Origin of the sequence: Frigoribacterium sp. CFBP 8766 (genome assembly GCF_014841435.1) — a bacterium.
GTDB lineage: Bacteria > Actinomycetota > Actinomycetes > Actinomycetales > Microbacteriaceae > Frigoribacterium.
The window spans coordinates 1,122,596-1,148,419 of the sequence record NZ_JACYTX010000002.1 but is presented as its reverse complement, the minus strand read 5'-3'; the positions used below and the strand labels follow the sequence as shown (position 1 = coordinate 1,148,419).

Sequence of the window (25,824 nt, the reverse complement as noted above, 5' to 3'; positions counted from 1 at the left end):
CGTCGACCTGAGCAGGCCGGTGATCGACCCGGACAGGCCGGTGGGCAGCCCGCGCACGAGCCGCGGTGCAGAGCGTCCCACCGACACGACGAAGCCCCCGACCTCGGTCGGGGGCTTCGTCGTGCGGGACGGCAGGAGCGCGGGGCTCAGCCCACGTCGTCGACCGCAGCGAGCCACACGGCGGCGTTGGGCGGCAGCGCCGGCCCGTCGAGCGCCATCGTCGACAGCAGCACGTCGCCGACCGGCAGCTCGACCGCCACCTCGCCCGTGTTGGCCACCACGGTGACGCCGCCGGTGCGGAAGGCCACGACGCTCTCGTCGTAGCCGTCGACCCAGGTGAGGTGGGCGGCGCCGAGCTCGTGCTCCGCGCGCAGGGCGAGGGCCGAGCGGTAGAGCTCCAGCGTCGAGCCGGCGACGCCCTGCTGCTCGTCACGGGCGTAGGTCGACCAGTCCTCGGGCTGCGGCAGCCAGGAGGCGCCGGTCGCGCTGAAGCCGAAGGCCGGCGCACCCGACTCCCACGGGATGGGCACGCGGCAGCCGTCGCGCCCGTAGCGCTCGCCGTCGGTGCGGAACCACGTCGGGTCCTGGCGGCTCTCGTCGGGCAGGTCGACCGCCTCCGGCAGTCCGAGCTCCTCGCCCTGGTACAGGTAGGCGCTGCCGGGCAGCGCGAGCATGACGGCGGAGGCCGCCCGGGCACGGGCCAGGCCGAGCTCGGGGATCGGCAGGCCGGCGCTCTTCGGGCCGATGCCGTGGCCCTGCGGGTTCTCGGCCGTGAGGGCCAGGCGGCTGGCGTGGCGCACGACGTCGTGGTTGCTCAGGACCCAGGTGCTCGGGGCACCGACGCTCGAGAACGTCTCGATCGACTGGTCGACGACCCGGCGGATCGCCGTGGCGGACCAGCCCGTCTCGAGGTAGGCGAAGTTGAAGGCCTGCTGCATCTCGTCGGGACGCACCCACTTCGCGAGCTTCGACAAGGGCTCGACCCACGCCTCCGCGACCATGACCCGGTCGCCGGGGTACTCGGCCAGCACCTGGTGCCACTCGCGGTAGATCTCGTGCACGCCGTCCTGCGCCCAGTAGGGCGGGGTGGCGTCGGCGGTCTCGCCGCCGCCCATGCTGCCGGCGTCGGCGGGCGGCGTGTAGTCGGGCAGGCCGTCGGCCTTGATCATGCCGTGGGCGACGTCGACGCGGAACCCGTCGACGCCCCGGTCGAGCCAGAACCGCAGCACGTCGACGAAGTCGGACCGCACGAGCGGGTTCGTCCAGTCGAGGTCGGGCTGGGAGGTGTCGAAGAGGTGCAGGTACCACTGACCGGGTCGGCCGTCGGGCTCGACGAGGCGCGTCCAGGCCGGTCCGCCGAAGACGGACTGCCAGTTGTTCGGGGGCAGGTCGCCGCTGGGCCCCGTCCCGTCGCGGAACATGTAGCGCGCACGCTCGGCCGAGCCGGGGGCCGCGGCCACGGCGGCGCGGAACCACGCGTGCTCGGAGGACGTGTGGTTGGGCACGAGGTCGACGATCAGCCGGAGGCCGAGCTCGGTCGCGCGGGCGCGCAGGGCGTCGAAGTCGTCGAGCGTGCCGAAGAGCGGGTCGACGTCGACGTAGTCGGCGACGTCGTAGCCGGCGTCGTGCTGGGGCGACGTGTAGAACGGCGAGAGCCAGACCGCGTCGACGCCGAGGTCGGCGAGGGCGTGGAGCCGCGAGGTGATGCCGGGCAGGTCGCCGACGCCGTCGCCGTCCGCGTCGGCGAACGAGCGCGGGTACACCTGGTAGATGACGGCAGTGCGCCACCACTCGCCGCCGCGCTCGGCGCCGGACGACGGGGTCGACTCGATGTCGGGGACGGTCGTGGTGTCGGTCTCGGAGGGGGAGTCGAGCGTGTCGCCCGTGGTCTCGTGTGAGGACATCCCGCCACGATACGGCAGCGGCGGGGCCGCTCCGCCCGGTAGCGTGGGGCTCCCACGACACGGATCGGCGGACCCCTGGACTCCTTCATCGACCTCGCGAACGGCGACTGGTCCGACGACCCCCGCCCGTTCCCCCTGGCCCTCGGCACGAACGTCTTCGGCTGGACGGTCGGTGCCCCGACGGCGCTCGAGCTGCTCGACCTGTTCGTCGGCGACGGGGGCCGCGTCGTCGACACGGCCGACGTCTACTCGGCCTGGCTGCCCGGCAACTCGGGCGGCGAGTCCGAGGCGATCATCGGCCGCTGGCTGGCCCGCCCGGGCAACCGCGACCGCGTGCTCGTGAGCACGAAGTGCGGCCAGCACCCGGCCGCGCCCGGCCTGTCGCGGGCGAGCATCCGCAGCGCCGTCGAGGCCTCGCTGACCCGGCTCCGGACCGACCGCATCGACCTGTACTCGGCGCACTTCGACGACGACGAGACGCCGCTCCGCGAGACGGTGACCGCGTTGAGCGAGCTCGTCGACGAGGGGAAGATCCGCTTCGCCGGTGCCTCCAACTACTCCGCCGCGCGGCTGCGCCAGGCCCTGGCCATCGCCGACAGCGACGGCCTGCACCCGTTCGTCGCCGTGCAGCACCCCTACAACCTGGTGAGGAGAGGCGAGTACGAGACCGAGACCGCCCCGGTCGTCGACCACTTCGGCCTCGCCGTCCTCCCGCACTCGTCGCTCGCCAGCGGCCTCCTGACCGGCAAGTACCGGGGCGGCGATGCTCCCCGGTCGTCGCCGCGCGAGGGCCGTGCGGCGAGCTACGCGACCCCGCAGGCCCTCGGGGTCGTCGAGGTCGTGGCCGAGGTCGCGGAACGGCACGGGGTCGCGCCTGCCGCCGTCGCCGTCGCCTGGCTCGCGTCGAGGCCCGGCGTCGTGGGCGCACTGGCCAGCGCCCGCACCGTCGAGCAGCTGGACGACCTGCTGGGCTCGGCGTCGGTCGAGCTCGACGACCGCGACCTGGCGGCCCTCGACGCGGCGTCCGCACCCCAGGCCTCGTAGGCGCACCGCCCGGGCGGGCGGGACCGGCTCCGAGGAGGCGGGCGTCAGCGACCGAGGACGACGATCGTGCGGACGCTCGGGTCCCAACGCCGACCCGAGACGAGGTTGCCGGCCGGGGTCACGACCGGGCCGCGGGCGTCCTCGGGGGCCTCGCGCGCCTCCTCGTCCTCGAACGCCTCGACCGCGGCGAGGGCCCGGCCGACCGCCTCGGCGTCGAGCCGGCTCGCCAGCGTGACGTGCGGGACCCAGAGGCCGGGGGAGGAGTGGGTCACGTCGTCCTCGCCGCCCACGATCGCGTGCACCTCGGCCTGGAGCTCGAGCAGGGCACGCGTCGCGACGACCGACCGCACGAGCACGTGCCCCCGGCCGTGCCCGAAGACGAGGGGGGCACCGAGCACGACCGGCAGCGGGAGCAGGCGGTCGAGCAGCTCGGTCAGCGCCGGGTCTGCCGTGCCGTCGATGCCCCGCCGCGCCAGCAGCGTCACGTGCGGGGAGTTCGAGCTGCTCGCGTGGTCGGCCTGCGAGGGCAGGCCGGCGTCGGAGAGCGCAGCCCACTGGGCACGGACCCGGGCATCGGCGGGCCCGTCGAGCAGGAGTTCGATGCTGTGCACCCGTCGATGATGGCCTCGAGGAGGAGGCGCGCGCCCGGTGTCCTCGGAGGGCTCGCGGCTCTGCTACCCTTGTCTGGTGCCGATCGGCAGTCGCCCTCCTGGGCTGGCTGAGCGAGGTCACGCCCCGATAGCTCAGTGGTAGAGCACTTCCATGGTAAGGAAGGGGTCGTCAGTTCAAACCTGACTCGGGGCTCCGGCTGGTCACGGTCACACCGTGCAGACAGCTTGCGGCGGGGTAGCTCAGTTGGTTAGAGCACACGGCTCATAATCGTGGTGTCGCGGGTTCGAGTCCCGCCCTCGCTACCGCAGGGCCCTGAACGTGCATGCGCACGAGCGGGGCCTTCCTCCTTCCTCGGGATGTGCGGCCTTCGCTGCTTTCCTGATCGCCGTGCGCCACCGGTCGCCTACGCTCGGGGGATGTCCCCGAGCATCCACAGCATCGGCACGGCCGTTCCCTCGACGATCATCGGGCAGGACCACATCCGTGACGTGTTCCGCAGCCAGCCGGGGCTCGGCCGCCTCGCACCGCGGCTGATCGGCGCCGTCTTCGACGGTGCCCACATCGACACCCGCCACACGGTGATCGACGAGCTCGGCGCCGAGCAGCCCGGCCAGCCCGGCCAGCCCGACGCCGCCCCCGTCTTCTACGACCGTGCCGACGGCCGCATCCTGCGCCCCGGCACGGGAGCCCGCAACGACGTCTACGTCGAGCGGAGCCCCGACCTCTTCGTCCGCGCCGCAGAGGAGGCGCTGGCCGGCGCGCCGGGGATCACCGCCGCCGACGTCACCCACGTCGTCACCGTCTCGTGCACCGGCTTCTTCGCGCCGGGCCCCGACTACCTCCTGGTGCGCCGGCTCGGGCTCGCGCCCTCGACCCGTCGGCTGCACATCGGGTTCATGGGCTGCTACGGAGCCTTCCCGGCCCTGCGGGCCGCGCGCGACACGTGCCTCGCCGAGCCGGACGCCGTCGTGCTCGTGGTGTGCGCCGAGCTCTGCACCCTGCACCTTCGGAGTTCGGACGACCCTGACGCGATCATCGCCTCCTCGGTCTTCGCGGACGGCGCCGCGGCGGCCGTCGTGTCGTCCCGGCCGGCCGCCGTGGGGGCTCCGGTGCTCGACCTCGACGTGCTCGAGACCGTGCTCACGCCCGTCGGCGAGGACGACATGGCGTGGAGCATCGGCGACCAGGGCTTCGACATGGTGCTGAGCAGCTACGTGCCGCACATCGTCGAGGAGCACGTCGACTCCGCGCTCGCCCCGCTGCTCGAGGCCGGCGGCGTGGCCGTCGACGAGATCGACGGCTGGGCCGTGCACCCCGGCGGCCGCAGCATCCTGGACCGTGTCGAGTCGCAGGTCGGCCTCAGCGAGGCGCAGATGGCGCCGTCGCGTCGAGTGCTGCGCGAGTACGGCAACATGTCGAGCGCGACGGTCCTGTTCATCCTCCGCGAGCACCTCGAGGGCCGAGGGGGCGAGGGCCAGGACGTCGAGGGCCGAGGAGGCGCGGGCCACGCACCTGCACCTCCCGAGGCCCGCAGGGTGTGCGCCATGGCCTTCGGGCCCGGCCTCACCGTCGAGAGCGCGTTGCTCACCCGCCGGGTCGGCGGCTGAGCGTGGTTCTCTCGGCGACGGGCGCGTCGACGGACCCGCGAGGGCCCTTCATCGACGTCCGGCAGCGCGACACCGGGTTGCGGGAGCTGATGGACGACCCGGACTGCGACCTCGGCCAGCTCCGGCGCACCTACGCCGTCTTCCCGGTCGTGAACGGGCTGGTCGCGGGCTGGCGGCGTGCGTACCGGGAGCGGATCCGGCCGCTCCTGTCGGCCGACCGGGCGACGACCCTGCTCGACCTCGGATCGGGCGGCGGCGACCTCGCTCGCTCGCTCGCCCGGTGGGCTCGCCGCGACGGGCTGCGCCTCGCGGTGACGGCCGTCGATCCCGATCGGCGCGCCCACGACTTCGCGAGGGTCCGTCCGGCCGACGGGGTCACCTACCGGTGCGCGTCGAGCGGAGACCTCGTCGAGGCGGGCGAGCAGTTCGACGTCGTCGTCTCGAACCACGTGCTGCACCACCTCGACGATCCGTCCCGGGCCGACGTCCTGGCCGACAGTCGGGCGCTCGCCCGCCGGCTCGTGCTGCACAGCGACATCCGGCGGTCGCGCGCTGCCTACGCCGGGTACTGGGTGGGGACCCTGCCGCTCGCGCGCACCTCCTTCGTCCGCGTGGACGGGCTGCGCTCGATCCGTCGCAGCTGGACCGACGCGGAGCTGGCCCGCGAGCTGCCTGCCGGCTGGACGGCCGTCCGCCGACCGCCCTTCCGCGTCTGGGCCGTGCTCGACCTCGCCGCCGACGCCGACGCCGCCACGACCTCGGGCTCGGTCGAGAACGAGGGCGCAGGCGCAGGCGCAGGCGACGTCGAGCTCGGGCTACGCTCGTGATCACGCACGACGTCGTCGTCGTCGGCGGGGGACCGGTCGGCGTGCTGGCCGCCGCCCTGCTGGCGGCGCGCGGCCTCGACGTCGCGGTCTGGGAGCGCCGAGCCGAGGCGCCGAGCCTCTCGCGTGCCATCGGCGTCCACCCGCCGTCCCTCGACGTGCTCGACCGGGTGGGCGCAGCCGAGCCCCTCGTCGCGGACGCGGTGCCCGTCCGTCGCGGGGTCGCCCGCAGCGGCGGGCGCACGCTCGGCACGGTCAGCTTCGACCGGGCGCACCCTCGGTGGCCGTTCGTCGCCGCCCTGCCGCAGCACCGCACCGAGCAGCTGCTGCGCGACAGGCTGGAGTCGCTAGCGCCGGGCTCGCTCCGGCGCGGTCTCTCGCTCGACGGGCTCGAGCAGGAGCCGGACCGGGTGCTGCTCCGCGGCACGTCCGACGACGGACCGGTGGAGGCGGCCGCCCGCTTCGTCCTCGCGGCCGACGGTGCCCGCAGCCCGCTGCGCGACGCCCTCGGGATCGACGCGCCCCTGCGTCGCTACCCCGACCACTACGTGATGTGCGACGTGGCCGACGACACCGGTCTCGGCGCCGACGCGGTCGTGCACCTCGAGCGACGCGGCGTCGTCGAGTCGTTCCCGTTGCCGGGCGGGGTGCGGCGTTTCGTGGTGCTGCTCGATCCTCACGCCGCCGGCACCGGGACAGCGGCTGAGGCCGGAGCCGCGCCCGACGCCGAGCTCGTCGCGGGCCTCGTCGCCGAGCGCACCGGCCTCGACATCGACCCCGGCACGGCGACCATGACGAGCGCCTTCGGGGTGCAGCGCCGGCTGGCCCGGCGCACCGTCGCCGGGCGGGTCGTCCTGATCGGCGACGCCGCCCACGAGATCAGCCCGATCGGCGGCCAGGGGATGAACCTCGGCTGGCTCGACGCGGACGCCGTCGCCCCCGTCCTCGCGCGGGCCCTGCGCTCGGCAGGAGGGCGACGCCTCGACCCGACCGTGTTCCGGGCGTACGAGGAGGCGCGTCGCCGGTCGGTCGCCCGCTCGGCCCGGCAGGCGGAGATCAACATGGCCCTCGGCCGGCCCGTCGGGCCCGTGGTCGGCGCGGCTCGGCAGGTCGGCCTGTCGGCGGCGCTGCACCTGCCGACCCGCCGGCTGCTCGCGTCGCTCTACTCGATGCGCTTCGTCTGACCTGGAGATGCTCGCCGGGCCAGGCCGGGGGACCGATCGGGCCTGTCAGGCGACGAGCGCCGTGCCCGCGAGGGCGAGCGACACGACGAGCACCAGCGCAGCGGCGATCACGAGCCGGAACAGCCCCCGCGTCGCCCCGCCCCGACGGACCAGCCTCGCCCCGACCACCGACAGCACGAGGGCGGCGGCGGCCCCGACGAGGCCCGCCCCGGTGCGGACGGGCGTCGGGGAGCCGTCGAGGAGGAGCCCCCCAGCCGTCACGACCGCCGCCGTCCCCAGGGCGGCGAACGCCACGAGCCCGGCGCGCAGGCGTCCGAGCCGGTGGGGCAGCCCGACGACGCCGGTCCGGGCGTCGTCGTCGAGGTCGGGCAGGACGTTGGTGAAGTGGATCGCGACGCCGAAGGCAGCGCCCACGGCCAGGGCCCAGGCCGCCGGTGCGGCCGGAGGCACAGCAGCGAGGGTGACCACGGCAGGCAGGGCCCCGAAGCCGACGACGAAGGGAACGGCCGACCACGCCGTGCGCTTGAGCCCCAGGTTGTAGGCCCAGCCGGAGGCCAGGAAGACCAGGTGGGCGACGCCGGCGGCCCAGCCGAGGACGAACGTGAGGCCGACGGCGAGGACGGTCACGACGGCGACGGCGGCCACCGCGGTGCTCGTCGAGACGAGTCCGAGCGCGAGGGGCTTGTCGCGCCGACCGACCTGGCGGTCGCGCGCGGCGTCGACGAGGTCGTTCGAGAGCCCGATGGAGAGCTGGCCGGCCAGCACGGCGGCACCGAGCAGCAGGGTGCGGCCGACGCCGAGGCCGACCGCCGCCGCGAGGACGACCGAGAGCACGGTCACCGCGACGGTCGGACCGGGGTGCGTGGATCGCGCCAGGGCGGCGACGGTCGAGCCGGCCGAGCCCGTCACGGTCGCGACCTGGCTCGACGTGGACGACCCCAGGGGCACGTCCGAGGCGACGTCCGGGAGCAGATGGGGGACAAGTCGAGGCGGGACCATCCACGGAGGTGAGGTCGAGTGAGCACGCCCGGGTCGGGGGAGACCCGGACGTGCTCGTCAGCCGCTCGCAACCTTCGGTGGGACACGTGGATCAGGACCTGTCCCTGGCTGTCGATCGAGGGCTCGCGTCGAGTTACCATCCCAGACGTGGGGGAAGTGTACGACGCGAGCCCTCGCAGCGGTAGAGCCATCGAGCAGACTCGGCTACTGGCCGCGACCGGTCTTCTCCTGGAGGCGGTCGATGTGCTCGCTCGCCTTGGCCTTGCTGAGGTCGGCGGGCAGCTCTTCGCCTGCCTCGCGGGCGAGCGTGTCGAGGTAGCTCTTCTGCGGGCCGGTCATCGGCTCGTCGCCGGTCACCCAGTCCTCAGGGTCCTTGGAGGCGGTGGTGGAGGGGTCGGGACGTTCGCCGCCCAGGGTCTCTCCGGAGCCCGCGTCGGCGCCGGAGGCAGGTGCTCCGCCGCCCTCGGGTGCTGCGGGGTCGACGGGCGTGATGTCAGGGTCGATGTTCGAGTCGCTCATGGGGAGAACGTACGCCGCGCCCCCGACATCGGCCCCGGTTAGACTCGACGCCGTGCCTGTGAACCCCGATCTGCAAGGGCGGGTCCTCCCGCCGGCCCCCGCCTACCTCGTCGGCCGGGAGAAGGTGCGCGAGTTCGCCCGTGCCACCGGCTCGACCAGCGCCCTGTCGCTCGACCCCGAGGCCGCGCGCGCCGCCGGCCACGCCGACGTCGTCGCCCCGCCGACCTTCCCCGTCGTGGTGCAGGAGGCGACCCTCGCGCAGCTCCTCGCCGAGCCCGACGCGGGCATCGACTTCTCCCGGGTGGTGCACGGCGAGCAGCGCTTCCGCTACAGCCGCCCCGTGGTGGCGGGCGACGAGCTCACGGCCACGCTCACGGTGACCAGCGTGAAGTCCCTCGGCGGCAACTCCATGGTGACCGCCTCCTCCGACATGGTCGACCAGGCCGGGGCGCACGTCGTCACCGCGGTGTCCACCCTCGTGGTGCGGGGGGACGACGCGTGAGCGCCCTCGAGGTCGGCCAGGTCGTGGCCCACAAGTCCTACCCGCTGACGCGGGACTCGCTCGTCCGCTACGCGGGCGCCTCCGGCGACTTCAACCCGATCCACTACCGCGACGACGTCGCCGAGTCCGTCGGCCTGCCGGGCGTGCTCGCCCACGGCATGCTGACCATGGGCACCGCGGTGCAGCCCGTCGTCGAGTGGCTCGACGGGTCGGGCGACGACGCCGGCGTGATCGGCTGGGTCTCCGACTACCAGGTGCGCTTCACGCGTCCGGTGGTCGTGCACCCGGCCGACGGCGCCGAGCTGTCCGTCATCGCGAAGGTCGCCGCGGTCGACGACGAGGCCGGGACGGCACGGGTCGACCTCACCGTGACGGTCGACGAGAAGACCGTGCTGGGCAAGGCCCAGGTCGTGGTGACCCTGGCGTGAGCTCCTTCTCCGAGCTGACGACGATGCGCGTCGGAGGCGAGCCCACGAGGTTCGTCACGGCCGACGGCACGGACGAGCTGATCGACGCCGTCCGTGCGGTCTGGGCCGACGACGAGCCCTGGTTCGTCCTCGGCGGCGGCTCGAACACGGTCGCCTCCGACGAGCCGTTCGACGGCACCGTCGTCCACGTGCGCACGCGCGGCGTCGAGCGGCTGGACGACGTCGACGGCTGGGTCCGCCTCCGGGTCGCCGCGGGCGAGCCCTGGGATGACCTCGTGGCCCGCACGGTCGACGAGGGCTGGTCCGGCCTCGAGGCGCTGAGCGGCATCCCGGGGTCGACGGGCGCCTCCCCGATCCAGAACATCGGCGCCTACGGGCAAGAGGTGTCGTCGACGGTCGTCTCGGTCGACTTCCTCGACGCCGACACGGGCGAGTTCGTCCGCGTGCCCGCGGCCAACCTCGGCCTCGGCTACCGCACGAGCGTGTTCAAGCAGGGCCGGGCGGGCGTCGTGACGGCGGTCGAGTTCGCGCTCCGCGACGGGGGAGGCGCGAGCGAGCAGGTCGCTTACCCGCAGCTCGCCGGGGCCCTCGGCGTCGACCTCGGGGCCCGGGTCTCGGTCGCCGACGTGCGGTCGAGCGTGCTCGCCCTCCGCGCCTCCAAGGGCATGGTGCTCGACGCCGACGACCGCGACACGTGGTCGAGCGGCTCGTTCTTCACCAACCCCGTGGTGTCTCGCCAGACGGCCTCGGAGCTGCCCTCGGACGCCCCGCGCTGGCCGATCGACCCCGAGCCCGAAGACCAGGTCGTGCCGCTCGGCGAGGCTCCGGCACCGCCGCCTCCGCCGACGAGCGGGGCCGTCAAGCTCAGCGCCGCCTGGCTGATCGAGCACGCGGGCGTCGCGCGCGGCTTCCGCCTGCCGGGCTCGGGAGCCGCGATCTCGACGAAGCACACGCTGGCCCTGACCAACCGGGGCAGCGCCTCCGCCGGCGACGTGGTCGAGCTCGCCCGCTTCGTGCAGCAGCGGGTGCTGGCCGAGTTCGGCGTCCTGCTCCGCCCCGAGCCGGTGCTGCTCGGCCTCGACCTCTGACCTGACGTCAGGCCCGTGCGGAGGGCAGCCAGCCGCGTTCCATCGCGAGGGTGACCGCGCGGGTGCGGTCGCCCACGCCGAGCTTCTCGAAGACGTGCTGCAGGTGGGTCTTCACGGTGGCCTCGCCGACGAAGAGGCGCAGGCCGACCTCGCGGTTCGAGCAGCCCTCGGCGACCAGGACGAGCACCTGGGTCTCGCGGGGGCTCAGCGGCGTCGGTGACGAGCCCTCGGAGCCGTCCGCGCCGGAAGCACCAGCTGCACCAGCCGTGCCACCCGTGCCCGCAGTCCCGGCCCCGTCGGCCTGCGTCGCCGCCCGACGAGCGCGCCCCACGAGCAGCGCGGCCATCGACGGCGCGAGCGCGACCTGCCCGGCGACGACCGAGCGGAGCCCCGCGAGCAGCTCCTCCTCGGGCGCCGCCTTGAGCAGGTACCCGCTGGCGCCCGCCTCGACGGCGCCGAGGATGGCGTCGTCCGACTCGTAGGTGGTCAGCACGACGACGCGGGCGGTCGGCACGTCGCGGAGCACCGCCTCCGTCGCGGCGACGCCGTCGAGCCGCGGCATGCGCAGGTCCATCAGCACGAGGTCCGGCCGCAGCTCGGCGGCGAGCTCCACGGCCTCGACGCCGTCGCAGGCCTGCCCGACGACCTCGAAGTCGGGCGTGGCCGTGAGCATCGCGGTGAGCCCCTGCCGCATGATCGGGTGGTCGTCGACGACCAGGGTGCGGACGCTCACGACGGCTCCCCGCCGGGCAGGTGCGCGGTCACGGTCGTCCCGGCCGCACCGCTGACGACCTCGAGCCGCCCGCCGGCCAGCCGCAGCCGCTCGTCGAGCCCGTCGAGACCGAAGCCGTGGCGGGCGGCGGCCGGGTCGAACCCGCGCCCTTCGTCCCGCACCGAGAGGACGACGTCGCCGACGGCGCCCGAGCCCTCGGCGACGCCGACCCCGCGGACGAGCGCGACGTGCGCCGAGCGCGACCCGCTGTGCTTGCGGACGTTGGCCAGCGCCTCCTGCGCCGCCCGGATCACCACGACCTGGTGGTCGCGCGGCAGCGTGAGCCCGGGCTCGACGTCGACGGTCACGGCGACGCCGCTCTCGCGCGAGAACCGCCCGGCGAGTCGGCGCAGGGCGTCGGCGAGGTCGCCGCTGTCGAGTCCCGAGGAGGCGGTGGCCGCGACGAGGGTGCGGGCGTCGGTCAGCGCGTCCCGGGCCGACGACTCGATCAGGTCGAGCTGGGCGAGGCCGGCGGCCGCGTCGCCGGCGGCGACCGACGACCGTGCCTGCTGGCTGAGCATGACGAGCCCGGTGAGGCTCTGCGCGACCGTGTCGTGGATCTCGCGGGCGAGGCGCTCGCGCTCGGCCACGGTGCCGGCCTCGCGGTGCCGGGTGGCCAGCTCGTCCTGGGCGGCGCGCAGCTCGTCGAGCAGCCGGCCCCGCTCGGCGCCGGTGTGCGCGATCGACGTGATCCACAGGCCGAGGGCGATGCTGAACAGCAGCGAGAGCCCCTCGCTCGTGGCGGCGGTCGCGAGCGTGTCGGGCGACCAGCCGAGGCTCACGACGAAGCCCGCCGAGATCGAGAGGCAGAGCAGGACGTTGGCGACGATCGCCGAGCGGGGCGTCGGGAGCGCGGTCCACAGCAGGGGCATGAGGAACGCCTGCAGCACGGCCAGCTGCGGGGCGCCCGCGACGGCGAGCCCGCCGACGACCACGACCGCCGCGACGACCGCGACCTCCGCCCGGCCGACCTGGTCGTCGTCCCTCCGCACGACCGGCCGGGCGAGCAGCAGCCAGGTGAGGACGAACAGCCCGGTCGCGGCGAGGGCGAGCGGGCGGCTGCCGACGGCGCTCCCCACGGCGCTGCCGCCGTCGCCGCCGGTCTCGGAGGCGAGCGCGAGCACGACGAGCACGACGGCCGTCGCCCCGGCCCCGACGTCCCACCAGCGCACCGCGACGCGGCTCGTGCCCGGGCGTGCGCCCGCGCCGCGGCTCGCGGTGCGGGCGCCCTCGGCTGCCGTGGCGGTCATGTCCGTCACCGTACCGTCCCGCGCAGTCGCGGTCAGGCGTCCTTCCGGCCCCAGCGGAACGTCAGCCGGGCAGCGACCGCACCGGCGACGAGCCAGACGGCCAGCCAGAGGGCGATGCCCGGCAGGTCCCAGGTGCCGCTGACCTCGGCGACCGCCGACGACTCGGGCAGGAACACGCTCCGCATGCCCTGGGCGAGCCACTTCAGCGGGAACGCCGACGCGACCTGCTGCAGCCACGTCGGCAGCTGGGCGAACGGCAGGTAGACGCCCGACACGAACTGCAGCACGAGCGTGATCGGCACGATGACGGCGGACGCGCTGCGTCCGGTGCGGGGGACCCGCGACAGGGCGATCCCGATCAGCGCCGACCCGGCGAGGCCGAGCAGCCACACCCACGCGAACGTCGCCCACGACGACGCCTCGGTCGGCAGCGGCACCCGGAACAGCACCCGGGCGACGACGAGGAGGAGCGCCACCTGCAGCAGGTTCGTCACGACCACCTGCCCCAGCTTCCCGACGAACCACGAGGCGACGGGCAGGGGCGTGCCCGCGAGCCGCTTCAGGGTGCCGTCCGAGCGCTCGACGGCGATGTCGATGCCGAGGGCCTGGACCCCCGAGAGCAGGACGCCCGCGGCGATCATCCCGGGCAGGTAGTAGGCGGCGGCGTCGACGGCCGACCCGTCCGGCCGCACCCCGTACGAGCCGGACGCGCTGAAGGCCGTCGAGAAGATCGCGAGCATCACGACGGGGAAGAGGAACGTGAAGAACACCGTGTCGCCGGCGCGGAAGTAGGTCCGCACCTCGTGGCGCACCTGGACGCCGGCGAGGGCGAGCACGCGGCGGAGGCCGGCCGTCGAGGAGGCGCCGGTCCGGTCCGAGGGACCACGGGACGAGCGCGTCGTGGTCACGGTCCGCGGAGCCCCGGTCACGACGCCGCCGCCTCGGCGACGAGCTCGAGGTAGACGTCCTCGAGCGACGGGCGCACGACCTCGAGGTCGCGCAGATCTGCTCCCGCGCCGTGCAGGCGCGCGACGAGTCCGCCCGGGTCGGCCGTCCTCTCCTCGTGTCGGCCTCCCGCGTCCGACCACCGCACCAGCGGGGTCCGGGCCGCGACGCTGCCGATCTCGTCGGGGCGTCCCTCGGCGACGACGCGACCCTCCGTGATGACCGCGACCCGGTCGCTCAGCTGGGCGGCTTCGTCGAGGTAGTGGGTGGTGAGCAGGATGCTCGTGCCGTCGTCGGAGAGCGACCGGATCAGCTCCCAGAACCGACGCCGCGCCTCCGGGTCGAAGCCCGTCGTCGGCTCGTCGAGGAACAGCAGCTCGGGGTCGCCGACGATGCCGAGGGCGACGTCGACCCGGCGGCGCTGACCGCCCGAGAGCGCCCGCACGCGGGTGCCCGCCTGCGCCTCGAGCCCCACCGCCGCGACCACCTCGTCGACGTCGCGCGACCGTGGGTACAGGGCGGCCATGTGGGCGACCTGCTCCCGCACGGTCGAGGTGCCCTGCTCGGCGGAGGTCTGCAGGACGATGCCGATGCGCGCCTTCCAGTCGAGCCCGCCGTCGCGGGGGTCGGTGCCGAGCACGAGGGCCTCGCCGCCGGTGCGGTCGCGGTGCCCCTCGAGGATCTCGATCGTCGTCGACTTGCCGGCGCCGTTCGGCCCGAGCAGGCCGAGCGTCTCGCCGGCCCGGAGGTCGAACGAGACGCCGTGCAGAGCGGTGGCGCGCCCGTAGGTCTTGGTGAGGTCGCGCACGCGCACGACGGGCTGTGAGGTCATGCTCCGAGCCTCGGGCAGGAGGCGCGGGCACGGCACCCCGGACCGGGCTACCCGCATCCCCCGACCGGTGGATGCAGCCGGTGGGCCGCCTCGGCGGACGGTGCCGGGGGCCCGCTCGGCGAGCCGGTCCGGCCGACCGGACCCGCGCCTCCTACGAGAAGAGGCGCTGGAGGCGCTGCACGCCCTCGAGCAGCTGGTCGTCGCCGAGGGCGTACGACAGGCGCAGGTAGCCGCTCGGCCCGAAGGCCTCGCCGGGCACCGTCGCGACGTCGGCCTGGTCGAGGACCAGGTCGGCGAGCTCGAGGGAGGTGGTGGGCGTGACCCCGCCCCAGTCGCGACCCAGCAGGCCGCTCACGTCGGGGTAGACGTAGAACGCGCCCTCGGGGGTCGGGGCGACGACGCCGTCGATGGCGTTCAGCTCGGCCACGATGCGGCGGCGGCGGACGTCGAAGGCGCGGCGCATCGACTCGACCTCGTCCTGCGGGCCGGTGAGGGCGGCCAGGGCGGCGCGCTGCGAGACGTTCGACACGTTCGACGTGAGGTGCGACTGCAGGTTGGAGGCGCCGGCGATCACGTCGGCCGGGCCCACCATCCAGCCCACGCGCCAGCCGGTCATCGCGTAGGTCTTGGCGACGCCGTTGACGAGGATCGTCTGCTCGGCGAGCTCGGGCACGGCCTCGGTGATCGAGACGGCGCGCACGCCGTCGTAGACGAGGCTCTGGTAGATCTCGTCGCTGATCACCCAGGTGCCGGTCTCGAGCGCCCAGCGGCCGATGGCCTCGACCTCGGCGGGGGAGTAGACGGCGCCCGTCGGGTTGGAGGGCGAGCAGAACAGCAGCACCTTCGTGCGGGGGGTGCGAGCGGCCTCGAGCTGCTCGACGGTGACCTTGTAGCCCTGATCGGCGCCGGCGAAGACCTCGACCGAGACGCCGCCCGCCAGCGAGATCGCCTCGGGGTACGTCGTCCAGTACGGCGCGGGCAGGAGGACCTCGTCGCCCTCGTCGAGCAGCGCCTGGAACGCCTGGTAGACCGCCTGCTTGCCGCCGTTGGTCACGACGACCTGCGTCGGCCGCACCGTGGTGCCGCTGTCGCGCAGGGTCTTCTCGGCGATCGCCTCGCGCAGCTCGGGCAGGCCCGCGCCGGCGGAGTAGCGGTGGTTGCGCGGGTCGCGGGCCGCCGCGACCGCCGCCTCGACGATGTGGCCGGGCGTGGGGAAGTCGGGCTCGCCCGGGCCGTAGCTGATGATCGGCCGGCCCTCGGCCAGGAGCGACTTGGCCTTGGCGTCCACCTTGAGGGTGGCCGACTCGGCGATGGAGGCGATGCGGGACGAGAGGCGGCGTGTCGGCTGGGTCACGACGGCCAGCCTATCCGGCGGCCTGCGGCCCCGACAGGGCGGCACGGCCCTGCCCGGCGCGCCCCGGCTTTGCAACACCGCAGGCCCTCGCCTACACTTGGCGAGGCGGTCGGACACCGCGGAGTCGGCGCGCGCCTCAGGGCGAGCACGAGTCGCAGTCCGGCCCGGGGGCTCCGGCCCCATAGGGCGGTGGCTCAATTGGTAGAGCAGCGGTCTCCAAAACCGCAGGTTGCAGGTTCGAGTCCTGTCCGCCCTGCAGCCCGGCCGGGTCGCCCCGACTGGTCCACCAGAGACCAGCGGGGCGGCCCGGATCACGGACCAGGCCCTCGGGTCGACCCTCGGAAGGTAGTACGACAGTGGCGAGAAAAGACCTCGACGTCCCCAGTGAGGACGTCGTCGACAAGGCGAAGTCGGACAGCGCAGCGCGTCGCAGCCCGTTCGCCCGCATCGCCCTGTTCATCCGCCAGGTGATCGCCGAGCTCAAGAAGGTCGTCACCCCGACCCGCAAAGAGCTGCTGAGCTACACCGGCGTCGTGCTGGTCTTCGTCGTCATCATGATGGCGCTGGTCACCGGCCTCGACTCCCTCTTCGGCCTCGTCGTCGGCTACGTCTTCGGCAACGGCCCCACCGGCAGCTGACGCTGCCCGCCGGCTGACGGACCACCCGGTCCGCGCCGTGCCCCTCGACCCCGTGGGATCGGCGAGGGCGACCCGGTCCGCCGGTTCCCTCTCCACACGGCCCCACTCTTCAAACGGAAGTTGAAATCCAGTGCCTGACAACGAGCGCGACGACATCGATCTCGCCCCCGCCGCCGAGCAGTCCTCCGAGGTCGCCGAGACGCAGGAGGGCGACGTCACCGACATCGACTCCGACGGCGACCAGGGCTCGGCCGAGGAGTCCGCGATCACCGTCGTCGACGAGGGCGACGAGGGCACCACCGACACGGACGACCTCGACGGCCTGCTCGACACGCTCGCCGAGGCCAGCGACCCGGAGGCCGACGCCGTCGTCGACGACGCGCTCGACATCGACGACGCCGCCGAAGCGGAGGCCGCCGTCGAGGCGACCGACGACGAGGCCGACTCCGAGGCGGAAGAACTGGCGAACGAGGGCGACGCCGTGGGCGCGAACGCCGTCATCGCCGAGGCCGAGCAGTCCGTGCAGGACGCCGACGCGCAGGTCGCCCAGGACGACGTCGACCTCGACGTCGTCAGCGAGCAGGCCGACGAGGTCGCGACCGACGACGACGAGGCCGAGGTCGACCCCTACGAGGCGTTCCGCTACGACCTCCGCGGCAAGCCGGGCAAGTGGTACGTCATCCACAGCTACGCCGGCTTCGAGCGTCGCGTGAAGCAGAACATCGAGAACCGCATGGTCTCCCTGACCATGGAGGACTACATCTACCAGGTCGAGGTCCCCATGGAGGACGTCGTCGAGATCAAGAACGGGCAGCGCAAGCTGGTCACCCGCGTGCGGATCCCCGGCTACGTGCTCGTCCGCATGGACCTCAACGAAGACTCCTGGTCGGTCGTCCGCCACACCCCCGGCGTCACCGGCTTCGTGGGCAACGCCCACAACCCGACGCCCCTCCGCTTCGAGGAGGCCTTCCAGATGCTGAAGAGCCTCGTCCAGGTGCAGGAGGCGGCACCCGCCGCCAAGGGCTCGGCCAAGGGCGGCAAGCAGGCCCAGCGGGTCATCCCCGCCGAGGTCGACTTCGAGATCGGCGAGACGATCACCATCAAGGAGGGCTCGTTCGCCGGTCTTCCCGGTACGATCAACGAGATCAAGCCCGAGAGCGGCAAGCTCACGGTGCTGGTCTCCCTGTTCGAGCGCGAGACTCCCGTCGAGCTCAGCTTCGACCAGGTCACCAAGCTCTAGTCCCCAGGACTTCAGCCCCACAGCTCCCCTAGATCACCGGAGTCCGCACCGCGGACCACCGGGAGAGCGGCCCGCGACCGCGGCCAGCTCGAACCCCACGAGAAGGAAAAGAACATGGCACCGAAAAAGAAGGTCACGGGTCTGATCAAGCTTCAGATCAACGCCGGCGCCGCGAACCCGGCCCCGCCCATCGGCCCGGCCCTGGGTCAGCACGGCGTGAACATCATGGAGTTCTGCAAGGCGTACAACGCCGCGACCGAGTCGCAGCGCGGCAACGTCGTCCCCGTCGAGATCACCGTCTACGAGGACCGCTCGTTCACGTTCGTGCTCAAGACCCCGCCCGCCGCGGAGCTCATCAAGAAGGCCGCCGGCGTCGCCAAGGGCTCGTCGACCCCGCACACCGACAAGGTCGGCAAGCTCACCATGGACCAGGTCCGTGAGATCGCCACCACCAAGCAGGCCGACCTGAACGCCAACGACATCGACGCCGCGGCGAAGATCATCGCCGGCACCGCCCGCTCCATGGGCATCACGGTCGACGCCTAGCCACACCCCCTCGTGCAGGCGACCCGCCTGCACGCACCAGACACCAGTGGGAGAGCCGGCCAGGCTCGCTACCACGTCCCCAGTACGAAGAGGTCCAACATGGCTCAGAAGTCCAAGGCGTACCGCGCCGCCGCCGAGAAGATCGAGGCCGGCAAGTTCTACAGCACCAGCGAGGCCGTCGCCGTCGCTCGTGAGACCGGCTCCAAGAAGTTCGACTCCACCGTCGAGGTCGCGCTGAAGCTCGGCGTCGACCCCCGCAAGGCGGACCAGATGGTGCGCGGCACCGTCATCCTCCCGCACGGCACGGGCAAGACCGCCCGCGTCATCGTCTTCGCCACGGGCGCCGCGGCCGAGGCCGCCATCGCCGCCGGTGCGGACGAGGTCGGCGGCGACGAGCTCATCGAGAAGGTCGCGGGCGGCTACACGTCGTTCGACTCGGCCGTCTCGACGCCCGAGCTCATGGGCAAGGTCGGCCGCCTCGGAAAGGTCCTCGGACCCCGCGGCCTCATGCCCAACCCCAAGACGGGCACCGTGACCCCCAACGTCGCGCAGGCCGTCAACGACATCAAGGGCGGAAAGATCGAGTTCCGTGTCGACAAGCACGCCAACGTGCACTTCGTCATCGGCAAGGCCGGCTTCTCGGAAGAGCAGCTGAACACCAACCTCGACGCCGCCCTCGACGAGGTCGTCCGTCTGAAGCCGTCCTCCTCCAAGGGCCGCTACATCACCAAGGGCACGCTGTCGACGACCTTCGGTCCCGGCATCCCCCTCGACATCAACGTCTTCTAGGCCGCCGCTGCACCGGCAGCATCTGCCCAGGCAGCGCACCTCGATCACCTGATCGTCACGACAGGCCGTCCCGCTCTCGAGCGGGGCGGCCTTCGTCGTCCCCGGCGCCCGCACCCGTCGTTCCCGCGTGCACCCGCCGGCGCGCGCGAGGGTCCGCGCGGGTTCCGCGGGTGTCGCTGGGGGTCAGCCGCGCCCGGCGCGCACGACGAGCACGAGGAGGGGCGGGTGCGGCACCATGGAGGCGTGACCGTCACCGCCCGCCCCGCCACCGCCTCCGACGCCCCGGCCCTCGCCTCCGTGGCGGCCCTCACGTTCCCCCTGGCGTGCCCGCCCGGAACGGCCCTGGCCGACATGGCCCGCTTCGTCACGACGGTGCTGAGCGAGCAGCGCTTCGACGAGTACCTCGCCGACCCGACACGGCACGTGCTCGCCCTGGAGGACGACGCGGCCGCCCCGGGCACCCCGCTGCTCGGTGCCCCGTTGCTCGGCTACGCGATGCTCGTCACCGGCGATCCCGCCGACGCCGACGTGGCCGCCGTGGTCGAGGCGCGACCGGCCGTCGAGCTGAGCAAGTTGTACGTGGCGCCCGACGCCCACGGGCAGGGCGCGGCGCGGGTGCTCATGGAGGCCGCGCTGGCGACGGCCACGGCGACCGGCGCCTCCTCGATCTGGCTGGGCGTCAACCAGCAGAACGCCCGCGCCCAGGCCTTCTACGCCAAGCACGGCTTCGAGCGGGCCGGCACGAAGCAGTTCACCGTGGGCACGGAGACGCACGACGACTTCGTCCTCGTGCGCGCGCTCTAGCCCGCGAGCCGGACCAGACACCCACGCCGCGACGTCACTCGTCGGCCACCCTCAGCACGAGCTTGCCGCGCGTGTGGCTCTGCTCGAGCCTGCTGTGCGCGTCGGCGGCGTCGGCGAGGTCGTAGATGTCGTCGACGTGCACGCGGAGGTCGCCCGAGTCGATCAGGCGCGAGAGGACCGCGAGCGTCGACGCGTCGGGGCAGACGGCGAACCCCGTCGAGCGGATGCCCCTCGCCTCGGCCTTCTCGGCGAAGGCGCGCCACGAGCGGAGCGGGGCGTGGACCGCGAGGCCGCCCGGCCGCAGCACGGCCAGCGACTGCTCGGCGACGTCGTCGTCGTCGACCAGCCCGATGACGACGTCGACGTCGCGCACGCTGCGGGCCAGCTCCGCCGAGCCGTAGTCGACGACCTCGTCCGCGCCCAGGTCGCGCAGCCAGCCGCTGTTGCGCTGCGACCCGGTGGCGACGACGTGCGCGCCGAAGTACGACGCGAGCTGGACGGCGAAGTGCCCGACGCCTCCTGCGCCGGCCTGGACGAGCACGCGCTGGCCCTCGTGCGCCTTGGCGACCTCGACGACCATGCCCCAGGCGGTGAGGGCGGCGAGCGGGACGCCGGCGGCCTCGACGTGCGAGAGAGTCGCGGGCTTCCGGGCGAGGGAGGTGGCGGGCACGCTGATGTACTCGGCGTACGTCCCGCTCGTGTGCGGGAACGCGGCCATGCCGAAGACCTCGTCGCCCGGGCGGAGCGGGTGGGCGGCGTAGGGGGCCTCGACAACGACGCCGCTGAAGTCGTGGCCGAGCACCGCGGGCCAGGCGCGGACGCCGCCGCTGTCGGCACGTCCGGCGCGGGCCTCGGCGTCGACCCGGTTCACGCCCGCGGCGTGCACCTTGACCAGCACGTCCGAGCCGACGCGGCACGGCCACGGCACGTCCGCGGCGATCAGCTCCTCGGGCCCGCCGGTCTTCTCGATCACCATGGCACGCATCGTCGTGTGCGTCATCGGGCTCCCCTGTCCGTCCGCGGCGCCCGACAGGGGCGTCCGTCTCCCCAGTGTCGACAGCAGATGAGTCGGTCGTGTTTCGCGGGTGTCACCGTCTGGCGAAACCTCGCTACGGTGACGGGATGAGACCCTCGACCACCACCGTGCCCGCCCTCGTGCCCGCCGCGCTCCGCCTGCTCGCGGCCCTGGCCGTGGTCGCGGCGGTCGTCGGCCAGTGGGTGCGCAGCGTCGAGAGCCCCGTGTACCAGTTCGCCAACTTCTTCGGCTACTTCACGATCCAGTCGAACCTGATCGCGGCGGTGGCGTTCGTCGTCGGGGCAGTGTTGCTGCTGCGCCGCCAGGCCGCGCCCGAGTGGAGCGTCGTGCTGCGCGGCGCTGCGGCGACCTACATGGTCACGACCGGCATCGTCTACAACGTGCTGCTGACGAACGTCGCCCTCGACAACTCGTTCAACGTGCAGTGGTCGAACGACGTCCTGCACAAGTGGATCCCGCTGTTCGCGCTGCTGGACTGGGTGCTGGTGGGCGACCGGGGGCGCATCGCCTGCCGGCGGCTCCCGGTGTTCCTGGTCTACCCGCTGGTCTGGCTCGTCGTGGTGCTGCTGCGCGGGCAGTCGTTCGTGCCTTACCCGTTCCTCGACGTGGAGCGCCTCGGCGCGGGCGGGGTCGCGGTCTGGTGCCTCGTCATCGCCGTGGTCATCGCCGGGCTGAGCGCGGTCGTGATCGGGCTGAGCCGGGTGCGGGTCCTCGGGGTCGACCACGGCAGCACTGACCACGATGGGGCAGTGCGCGGCAGGTCAGACCGCGGCGAGGCTCAGCGCAGCGGGTCGTAGGGCGGCGGCTCGTAGGCCCGGACGCCGGGGGCGAACGGGTCGACGGGAGCCTGGCGGGCCAGCGTGTCGAGCACGGTGTCGGCGAGGCCCACGAGGCGGTGGATCTCGTCGTCGTCGCGGTCGACCCACCGGCACTGCGGCACGGAGTCGACGGGGACGAAGTCCAGGTGCTGCTCCCACACGACCAGGGTGCGCTCGGCCCCGAGCACGTACTGCTGCCAGAACACCTGCCGCAGGTACGAGCGCGGGATGCTCGTCCAGGCCTTCTTCGTCGTCTTGATCTCGCAGAGCTCGACGGTGCCGTCGTCGCGCACGGCCACGCCGTCCGGCGTGGCGAGGTGGCGCTGCTGCTCGTGGGCGTGGAACAGCTTCGAGCTCGGCGCGATGCGGTGCTCGGACAGCACCCAGCGGGCGATCTCCGGCTCGCGGGCGCGACCGTGGTCGGTGTAGGCGTTGCCGCCGAAGCCGTTGCCGTACAGCTTGTCGAGCACGACGGCCTGCACGGCCCGCGGGCTCGAGAGGCGGGCGACGTCGGTGGCCGTGATGCCCCGGCTGCGGGCCCGCAGCCACGCGATGCGGTCGGTCGAGTCGGCGAGCACCCGGAGCTCGTGCGCCGGACGGCGCGGAGCCGGGGGAGGCGCGGCGAGGGTCTCGTCGTCGTCCCAGAGCGAGAGCATGGGCTGGACGACGGACATGTCTCCATTGTCGCTCGTGACCGGGGCAGGTCGCGACAGGGCGCCTCCTCGTGTCGGCCGCACGGAGGCGAGACGGAGGCGAGGCGGAGCCGCGGACGGCGCCGATCGGGCGTCAGACGGCGGCGGCGAGCTCGTCGATGGCCGCGGGGGAGAGGGCGTGGTGGATCGCGAGCATGCTCGCGCCGATCACGGCCGCCTTCTCGCCCGACCGCGACTGGACGATGCTGAGGTGCTCGGTGGCCAGCGGCATCGAGCGCGAGTAGACGACCTCTCGCACCCCGGCGATGAGGTGCTCGCCGGCCTGGGCCATCGAGCCGCCGATCGCGATCGTCGACGGGTTGATCATGTTCACACAGGCCGTGAGCACCTCGCCGATGTCGCGTCCGGCCTGGCGGACGGCCTGGATGGCGTCGATGTCGCCGGCGCGCACCAGGTCGATCACCTCGGCGCCGCCGGCGACGTCGTGGCCCTCGCGGCGCAGGGCGGCCGCGATCGCCGGGCCGGAGGCGACGGCCTCGAGGCAGCCGACGTTGCCGCAGTGGCAGGCGATGCCGGCGCCGCGCGGCACCTGCACGTGGCCGATGTCGCCCGCGATGCCCTGGGCGCCGCGCTGCAGCCGACCGCCCGAGATGATGCCGGAGCCGATGCCGGTGGCCACCTTGACGAACAGGAAGTGGTCGACGCCGGGCCAGGCGAAGCTCCGCTCGCCGAGGGCCATGATGTTGACGTCGTTGTCGACGAGGACCGGCACGTCGAGGTGCCCGCGCACCCAGCCGGGCACGTCGAAGCCGTCCCAGCCGGGCATGATCGGCGGGTTCACGGGCCGACCGGTGCTGAACTGCACGGGGCCGGGGAGCCCGATGCCGACCCCGATCAGGTCGCGGCGGGTGCGCCCCAGCTCGGCGAGCAGGGCGTCGGCCTCGGCGACCATCGTCGTGAGCACGCGCTCGGGCCCGTCGGCGATGTCGAGCAGCGAGCGGCGCCCGATGAGGGTCTCGCCGACGAGGTCGGTGAGCACGAGGTTGAGGTGGCCGGCGCCGAAGTCGGCCCCGAGCACGACCCGGGCCGACGGCACGAGGGCGACGCGGGAGGGCGGGCGACCGCCCGTCGAGACGGCGTCGGCGAAGGGCCCGACGAGCCCGAGCTCGACGAGGGCGTCGAGCCGCAGCCCGACGGTCGACCGGGCGAGGCCGGTCATCGCGGCGAGCTCGGCACGGGTGCGCGGGCGACCGTCGCGCAGCAGCTGGAAGAGCTCGCTGGCGCCGGTGCTGCCGAGCGCGGACGACCGCGTCGTGTCGGACATGGTGAGCAGTAAAGCACAGGGCGAGGCGACTGCCGAGACAAGGGCGCCGATCGATGACGACTTTTGCTTGCGCTCCGACAGAAGTGGTCCTATGGTCGGTCTCGATCAGCGGTGATCGACTCCCCACGAGGGGCAGCGACGCCGTACTCGCCCCACTCGAAGAGGAGTCCCCCTGGTGACATCACCGATCTCGGTCCAGCTCTACACGGTCAGGGACGCCATCGCGGCCGACCTGCCCGGCACCCTCCAGCGCCTCGCCGACATCGGCTACACGCAGGTCGAGCCGTGGGGCTTCGTCGAGCGCGTCGAGGAGTACGCCGAGGCGCTGCCCGCCGCCGGCCTCACCGCGCCGAGCGCCCACGCCAAGCTCGTCGGCCAGGACCTCGAGCCGATCTTCGCCGCGGCCGTCCGGCTCGGCGTCGGCACCGTCATCGACCCGCACATCGACGAGACGCGCTGGGTCACCCGCGAGGACGTCGAGGCGATCGCCGCCGAGTTCGTCGCGATCTCCGACGCCGCAGCGGCCCACGGCCTCTCGGTCGGCTACCACAACCACGAGTTCGAGCTCGAGTCCGTCATCGACGGCACCCCCGCCCTCGAGATCTTCGCCGCGGCCCTGCCGGCCGGCGTCGTGCTCGAGGTCGACACCTACTGGGTCGAGGTCGGCGGCGTCGACGCGGCCGAGCTGCTGGCCCGTCTCGGCGACCAGGTGCAGTTCCTGCACGTCAAGGACGGCCCGAAGAGCAAGGACGACTCCGAGCAGGTCGCTGTCGGCAAGGGCGTCATGCCCGTCCGCGACATCCTCCGGGCCGCCCCGCAGGCCCTCGCCGTCGTCGAGCTCGACGACACCCGCGGCGACGTGTTCACCGCCCTGACCGACAGCTACGAGTTCCTGCAGGGAGTCCGCGCATGACCGACACCGCCACGACCGCCGACACCGTCGCCGCCCGCGACGCCCGCACCGGTCCCGTCGGTGTCGGCGTGATCGGCGCCGGCGTGATCAGCGACCAGTACCTCGGCAACCTGACGAAGTTCCCCGACCTCGAGGTGCTCTTCGTCGCCGACATCGACGAGCCCCGCGCCGCGGCCCAGGCCGAGAAGTGGGGCGTGCCCGGCAGCGGCTCGGTCGACGAGCTGCTCGCCCACGACGGCGTCGAGATCGTCGTCAACCTCACGATCCCCGCCGCCCACGTCGAGGTCGCGCTCAAGGCCGTCGCGGCCGGCAAGCACGTCTGGGGCGAGAAGCCCTACGCCCTCGACCGCGAGAGCGGCGCCCGTCTGCTGCAGGCCGCGAAGGAGGCGGGGGTGCGGGTCGCCGTCGCTCCCGACACGTTCCTCGGGTCGGGCATCCAGACCGGGCTCCGCGTCGTCCGCCGCGGCGACATCGGCACGCCCCTCACCGGCCTGGCGCTGTTCCAGGTGCCCGGCCCCGAGTCATGGCACCCGAGCCCCGAGTTCCTGTTCGCCTACGGTGCCGGCCCCATGTTCGACGTCGGCCCGTACTACCTCACGACCCTCGTGCAGGTCTTCGGCCCGGTCGCGAAGGTGACCGCCACCTCCTCGAAGGCCCGCGAGACGCGCGTCATCGGTTCCGGCCCGAAGGCGGGCACCGAGTTCCCCGTCGAGGTGCCCACGCACATCAGCGCCCTGCTGCAGTTCGAGGACGGCGCGAGCGCGCAGGCCGTCTTCAGCTTCGACTCGAAGCTGGCCCGTGCCGGGTTCGTCGAGATCGCGGGCACCGAGGGCACGGCCGTGTTCCCCGACCCGAACGAGTTCGAGGGCGACACCGTCGTGCACACCGGCGGCGAGGAGCCGACCGTCGTGCCCGCCTCCGGCTCGACGTTCACCCGCGGCACCGGCGTGGCCGAGCTCGCCCAGGCGATCCGCGAGGGCCGTCGCGAGCGCGTCCCCGGCGAGCTGGCGTTCCACGTGCTCGACGTCATGGTCTCGCTGGCCGAGTCGGCCGAGCGCGGCGAGGGCGTCGTCGTCGAGTCGTCGCTCGAGCCCACGCCCGAGCTGCCCGAGGACTGGGACCCGTCGGTCCCGACCCTGGGCTGATCCGTCGGCGGGCCGGCCTCGACGACGAGGCCGGCCCGCCACCGGGACACCGTC

General features: G+C 73.6%; 27 protein-coding genes and 3 tRNA genes. 18 read left to right on the top strand and 12 right to left on the bottom strand.

Translation table 11 applies throughout. The features are described from left to right. Window positions 1-146 precede the first annotated feature (146 nt). The gene (locus tag IFT90_RS11100) at window positions 147-1,904 is read right to left on the bottom strand and encodes a glycoside hydrolase family 13 protein (RefSeq protein ID WP_192042175.1); all 1,758 of its coding nucleotides are present in this window, start codon (window positions 1,902-1,904) and stop codon (window positions 147-149) included. Between the two features lie 63 nt (window positions 1,905-1,967). Here IFT90_RS11100 and IFT90_RS11095 point away from each other — a divergent pair, with 63 nt between their 5' ends. Then, a complete protein-coding gene (locus IFT90_RS11095; protein WP_371812292.1) occupies window positions 1,968-2,948 on the top strand; it encodes an aldo/keto reductase in 981 nt (326 codons plus the stop codon). A gap of 44 nt (window positions 2,949-2,992) precedes the next feature. Here the strand turns inward: IFT90_RS11095 and IFT90_RS11090 are convergent, their stop codons facing one another. Further along, window positions 2,993-3,559: a 2'-5' RNA ligase family protein gene (locus tag IFT90_RS11090; RefSeq protein WP_192042174.1), complete on the bottom strand. Its 567-nt coding sequence runs from the start codon at window positions 3,557-3,559 to the stop codon at window positions 2,993-2,995. A 121-nt stretch (window positions 3,560-3,680) separates the two neighbouring features. Between IFT90_RS11090 and IFT90_RS11085 the strand changes: the two genes are divergently transcribed. The 5 genes from IFT90_RS11085 to IFT90_RS11065 all read left to right on the top strand — a co-directional run bounded on the left by IFT90_RS11085 (window position 3,681) and on the right by IFT90_RS11065 (window position 7,175). Then, window positions 3,681-3,752 (top strand) — tRNA-Thr (locus IFT90_RS11085). A 36-nt stretch (window positions 3,753-3,788) separates the two neighbouring features. Next, window positions 3,789-3,862 (top strand) — tRNA-Met (locus IFT90_RS11080). Window positions 3,863-3,976: 114 nt separating this feature from the next. After that, window positions 3,977-5,167, top strand: a complete 1,191-nt coding sequence (locus IFT90_RS11075; protein WP_192042173.1) for a type III polyketide synthase — start codon at window positions 3,977-3,979, stop codon at window positions 5,165-5,167. Between the two features lie 2 nt (window positions 5,168-5,169). After that, window positions 5,170-5,994, top strand: coding sequence for a class I SAM-dependent methyltransferase (locus IFT90_RS11070; RefSeq protein ID WP_371812271.1), 825 nt, complete (start codon window positions 5,170-5,172; stop codon window positions 5,992-5,994). Further along, window positions 5,991-7,175: an NAD(P)/FAD-dependent oxidoreductase gene (locus IFT90_RS11065; RefSeq protein WP_192042172.1), complete on the top strand. Its 1,185-nt coding sequence runs from the start codon at window positions 5,991-5,993 to the stop codon at window positions 7,173-7,175. Before IFT90_RS11070 ends, IFT90_RS11065 begins: the two co-directional genes overlap by 4 nt. 45 nt (window positions 7,176-7,220) lie before the next feature. Here the strand turns inward: IFT90_RS11065 and IFT90_RS11060 are convergent, their stop codons facing one another. Further along, window positions 7,221-8,174 carry a UbiA family prenyltransferase gene (locus tag IFT90_RS11060; RefSeq protein WP_192042171.1) on the bottom strand — a complete coding sequence of 318 codons (954 nt, stop codon included), beginning with the start codon at window positions 8,172-8,174 and terminating at the stop codon, window positions 7,221-7,223. Between the two features lie 204 nt (window positions 8,175-8,378). Then, complete coding sequence (locus IFT90_RS11055) at window positions 8,379-8,693, bottom strand: DUF3072 domain-containing protein (protein ID WP_192042170.1); 315 nt, start codon at window positions 8,691-8,693, stop codon at window positions 8,379-8,381. Between the two features lie 52 nt (window positions 8,694-8,745). Between IFT90_RS11055 and IFT90_RS11050 the strand changes: the two genes are divergently transcribed. From IFT90_RS11050 to IFT90_RS11040, 3 genes are read left to right on the top strand one after another with little or no spacing between them, the layout of a single operon-like run. After that, window positions 8,746-9,195 (top strand): MaoC family dehydratase N-terminal domain-containing protein, encoded by a 450-nt coding sequence (locus tag IFT90_RS11050; RefSeq protein ID WP_133737874.1) that lies wholly within the window; start codon window positions 8,746-8,748, stop codon window positions 9,193-9,195. Then, entirely contained in the window at window positions 9,192-9,623 is a 432-nt protein-coding gene (locus IFT90_RS11045; RefSeq protein WP_192042169.1) for a MaoC/PaaZ C-terminal domain-containing protein, read from the top strand. Before IFT90_RS11050 ends, IFT90_RS11045 begins: the two co-directional genes overlap by 4 nt. Beyond that, window positions 9,620-10,711 (top strand): UDP-N-acetylmuramate dehydrogenase, encoded by a 1,092-nt coding sequence (locus tag IFT90_RS11040; protein ID WP_371740931.1) that lies wholly within the window; start codon window positions 9,620-9,622, stop codon window positions 10,709-10,711. Before IFT90_RS11045 ends, IFT90_RS11040 begins: the two co-directional genes overlap by 4 nt. Before the next feature lie 7 nt (window positions 10,712-10,718). Here IFT90_RS11040 and IFT90_RS11035 read toward each other — a convergent pair whose 3' ends face one another. The 5 genes from IFT90_RS11035 to IFT90_RS11015 form a co-directional block, all read right to left on the bottom strand. Beyond that, a complete protein-coding gene (locus tag IFT90_RS11035) occupies window positions 10,719-11,405 on the bottom strand; it encodes a response regulator transcription factor (protein ID WP_244638531.1) in 687 nt (228 codons plus the stop codon). 35 nt (window positions 11,406-11,440) lie between these two features. Next, entirely contained in the window at window positions 11,441-12,733 is a 1,293-nt protein-coding gene (locus tag IFT90_RS11030) for a sensor histidine kinase (RefSeq protein ID WP_192042167.1), read from the bottom strand. Window positions 12,734-12,765: 32 nt separating this feature from the next. Beyond that, entirely contained in the window at window positions 12,766-13,569 is an 804-nt protein-coding gene (locus IFT90_RS11025; RefSeq protein ID WP_371740964.1) for an ABC transporter permease, read from the bottom strand. Between the two features lie 89 nt (window positions 13,570-13,658). Next, window positions 13,659-14,510: an ABC transporter ATP-binding protein gene (locus IFT90_RS11020; protein ID WP_192042165.1), complete on the bottom strand. Its 852-nt coding sequence runs from the start codon at window positions 14,508-14,510 to the stop codon at window positions 13,659-13,661. Between the two features lie 151 nt (window positions 14,511-14,661). After that, window positions 14,662-15,864 (bottom strand): pyridoxal phosphate-dependent aminotransferase, encoded by a 1,203-nt coding sequence (locus tag IFT90_RS11015; RefSeq protein ID WP_192042164.1) that lies wholly within the window; start codon window positions 15,862-15,864, stop codon window positions 14,662-14,664. 183 nt (window positions 15,865-16,047) lie between these two features. Between IFT90_RS11015 and IFT90_RS11010 the strand changes: the two genes are divergently transcribed. From IFT90_RS11010 to IFT90_RS10985, 6 genes are all read left to right on the top strand, one after another. Continuing rightward, window positions 16,048-16,120 (top strand) — tRNA-Trp (locus IFT90_RS11010). Between the two features lie 100 nt (window positions 16,121-16,220). Further along, window positions 16,221-16,502, top strand: coding sequence for a preprotein translocase subunit SecE (gene secE, locus IFT90_RS11005; protein WP_123546700.1), 282 nt, complete (start codon window positions 16,221-16,223; stop codon window positions 16,500-16,502). 130 nt (window positions 16,503-16,632) lie between these two features. Then, window positions 16,633-17,742 carry a transcription termination/antitermination protein NusG gene (nusG, locus tag IFT90_RS11000; RefSeq protein WP_192042163.1) on the top strand — a complete coding sequence of 370 codons (1,110 nt, stop codon included), beginning with the start codon at window positions 16,633-16,635 and terminating at the stop codon, window positions 17,740-17,742. Window positions 17,743-17,856: 114 nt separating this feature from the next. After that, on the top strand, window positions 17,857-18,288 hold the full coding sequence (gene rplK, locus IFT90_RS10995; RefSeq protein WP_123546698.1) for a 50S ribosomal protein L11: 432 nt from the start codon (window positions 17,857-17,859) through the stop codon (window positions 18,286-18,288). 99 nt (window positions 18,289-18,387) lie between these two features. After that, entirely contained in the window at window positions 18,388-19,077 is a 690-nt protein-coding gene (rplA, locus tag IFT90_RS10990; RefSeq protein ID WP_123546697.1) for a 50S ribosomal protein L1, read from the top strand. Between the two features lie 243 nt (window positions 19,078-19,320). Then, window positions 19,321-19,881 carry an N-acetyltransferase family protein gene (locus IFT90_RS10985; RefSeq protein WP_371740930.1) on the top strand — a complete coding sequence of 187 codons (561 nt, stop codon included), beginning with the start codon at window positions 19,321-19,323 and terminating at the stop codon, window positions 19,879-19,881. A gap of 34 nt (window positions 19,882-19,915) precedes the next feature. On the opposite strand, the gene IFT90_RS10980 is transcribed toward IFT90_RS10985, so the two are convergent. Beyond that, window positions 19,916-20,881, bottom strand: a complete 966-nt coding sequence (locus IFT90_RS10980) for an NADP-dependent oxidoreductase (RefSeq protein ID WP_244638388.1) — start codon at window positions 20,879-20,881, stop codon at window positions 19,916-19,918. Between the two features lie 122 nt (window positions 20,882-21,003). On the opposite strand from IFT90_RS10980, the gene IFT90_RS10975 reads away from it, so the two are divergent. Further along, window positions 21,004-21,714, top strand: a complete 711-nt coding sequence (locus IFT90_RS10975) for a Pr6Pr family membrane protein (protein WP_192042162.1) — start codon at window positions 21,004-21,006, stop codon at window positions 21,712-21,714. Here IFT90_RS10975 and IFT90_RS10970 read toward each other — a convergent pair. Then, window positions 21,696-22,409, bottom strand: coding sequence for a YqaJ viral recombinase family protein (locus IFT90_RS10970; RefSeq protein WP_223269320.1), 714 nt, complete (start codon window positions 22,407-22,409; stop codon window positions 21,696-21,698). The two genes, IFT90_RS10975 and IFT90_RS10970, sit on opposite strands and share 19 nt — an antisense overlap. Before the next feature lie 112 nt (window positions 22,410-22,521). Next, window positions 22,522-23,712: an ROK family transcriptional regulator gene (locus IFT90_RS10965; RefSeq protein WP_192042161.1), complete on the bottom strand. Its 1,191-nt coding sequence runs from the start codon at window positions 23,710-23,712 to the stop codon at window positions 22,522-22,524. Window positions 23,713-23,887: 175 nt separating this feature from the next. Here IFT90_RS10965 and IFT90_RS10960 point away from each other — a divergent pair, with 175 nt between their 5' ends. Next, window positions 23,888-24,625 carry a TIM barrel protein gene (locus tag IFT90_RS10960; RefSeq protein ID WP_192042160.1) on the top strand — a complete coding sequence of 246 codons (738 nt, stop codon included), beginning with the start codon at window positions 23,888-23,890 and terminating at the stop codon, window positions 24,623-24,625. Next, window positions 24,622-25,770 (top strand): Gfo/Idh/MocA family protein, encoded by a 1,149-nt coding sequence (locus IFT90_RS10955; protein WP_192042159.1) that lies wholly within the window; start codon window positions 24,622-24,624, stop codon window positions 25,768-25,770. Before IFT90_RS10960 ends, IFT90_RS10955 begins: the two co-directional genes overlap by 4 nt. Window positions 25,771-25,824: the final 54 nt, after the last annotated feature.

What these genes read in the sequence shown, in the direction of transcription:
- IFT90_RS10980 (WP_244638388.1), bottom strand. Translation starts at nt 20,881, where the DNA reads ATGACGCACACGACGATGCGTGCCATGGTGATCGAGAAGACCGGCGGG.
- IFT90_RS11030 (WP_192042167.1), bottom strand. Translation starts at nt 12,733, where the DNA reads ATGACCGCCACGGCAGCCGAGGGCGCCCGCACCGCGAGCCGCGGCGCG.
- IFT90_RS11020 (WP_192042165.1), bottom strand. Translation starts at nt 14,510, where the DNA reads ATGACCTCACAGCCCGTCGTGCGCGTGCGCGACCTCACCAAGACCTAC.
- IFT90_RS11100 (WP_192042175.1), bottom strand. Translation starts at nt 1,904, where the DNA reads ATGTCCTCACACGAGACCACGGGCGACACGCTCGACTCCCCCTCCGAG.
- IFT90_RS11055 (WP_192042170.1), bottom strand. Translation starts at nt 8,693, where the DNA reads ATGAGCGACTCGAACATCGACCCTGACATCACGCCCGTCGACCCCGCA.
- rplK (WP_123546698.1), top strand. Translation starts at nt 17,857, where the DNA reads ATGGCACCGAAAAAGAAGGTCACGGGTCTGATCAAGCTTCAGATCAAC.
- IFT90_RS11075 (WP_192042173.1), top strand. Translation starts at nt 3,977, where the DNA reads ATGTCCCCGAGCATCCACAGCATCGGCACGGCCGTTCCCTCGACGATC.
- IFT90_RS11060 (WP_192042171.1), bottom strand. Translation starts at nt 8,174, where the DNA reads ATGGTCCCGCCTCGACTTGTCCCCCATCTGCTCCCGGACGTCGCCTCG.
- rplA (WP_123546697.1), top strand. Translation starts at nt 18,388, where the DNA reads ATGGCTCAGAAGTCCAAGGCGTACCGCGCCGCCGCCGAGAAGATCGAG.
- IFT90_RS11035 (WP_244638531.1), bottom strand. Translation starts at nt 11,405, where the DNA reads ATGCGGCAGGGGCTCACCGCGATGCTCACGGCCACGCCCGACTTCGAG.
- IFT90_RS10965 (WP_192042161.1), bottom strand. Translation starts at nt 23,712, where the DNA reads ATGTCCGACACGACGCGGTCGTCCGCGCTCGGCAGCACCGGCGCCAGC.
- IFT90_RS10975 (WP_192042162.1), top strand. Translation starts at nt 21,004, where the DNA reads ATGAGACCCTCGACCACCACCGTGCCCGCCCTCGTGCCCGCCGCGCTC.
- IFT90_RS10955 (WP_192042159.1), top strand. Translation starts at nt 24,622, where the DNA reads ATGACCGACACCGCCACGACCGCCGACACCGTCGCCGCCCGCGACGCC.
- IFT90_RS10970 (WP_223269320.1), bottom strand. Translation starts at nt 22,409, where the DNA reads ATGTCCGTCGTCCAGCCCATGCTCTCGCTCTGGGACGACGACGAGACC.